Source organism: Streptomyces beijiangensis, from assembly GCF_017315755.1.
Lineage (GTDB): Bacteria > Actinomycetota > Actinomycetes > Streptomycetales > Streptomycetaceae > Streptomyces > Streptomyces beijiangensis.
Genome location: NZ_JAFLRJ010000905.1, coordinates 1 through 697 on the forward strand (window position 1 = coordinate 1; position 697 = coordinate 697).

The 697-nt window shown below is 75.2% G+C and carries 1 pseudogene; it reads right to left on the reverse strand.

The features are described 5' to 3' along the window. Positions 1 to 119 precede the first annotated feature (119 nt). Positions 120 to 697, reverse strand: a pseudogene (locus J0695_RS39800) (hypothetical protein); the annotation flags it as partial.

Sequence of the window (697 nt, forward strand, 5' to 3'; positions counted from 1 at the left end):
CCGAGTCGGACGACGCCGACGCCGTCGGCGTCGTCCGACTCGGGCTCTCCCTCGGGCAACCGCCCCAACATCAGCATGTCGGTCGACAACCTGGCCGCCACGGCACCGGCGCCGCAGCATCACGCGAACCCGACGCCGAGCGCTTCGGACGGGCCGTCGAACGCGCGCCCCGACGGGAACAGCGCGATCCCGACGAGCCCGAACTCGGGGGGCTCCAGCTCCAGCACGCCGGGCTCGCGCCCGAGCACGGGTCCGACGCCGTCGGGACGCACGCCGTCCCCGTCGTCCCCCTCGCCGTCGACTCCGTCGGTCCCGTCGCACTCGACGAGTTCGACCCCGGGCCCGAGGGCCACACCCTCGACGCCGTCCTCGCCCTCCTCCAGCGGCCCAGCGGCCTCGACCCCGTCCTCGACGTCTCCTTCGACGCCGCGGTCGTCGGCGCCCACCGGGACCAGCGCCACCCCGACGACGTCACCCACCACGAACCCGTCGCAGACGTCGTCGACCCCGTCGAGCAGCCCGTCGAGCACCCCGCCGCGTTCGACACCGCCGCCCACGGGCAGCACGCCGGGCACAAGCACTCCGGACGCCAACTCCAACTCCCCGCGCTCCACGCCGGGGACACCGGGCACGCCGCCTGCCAACTCGCCCGCGCCGGGCAACAACTCCCCCGGCACCCCCAACAACCCGAGTACGC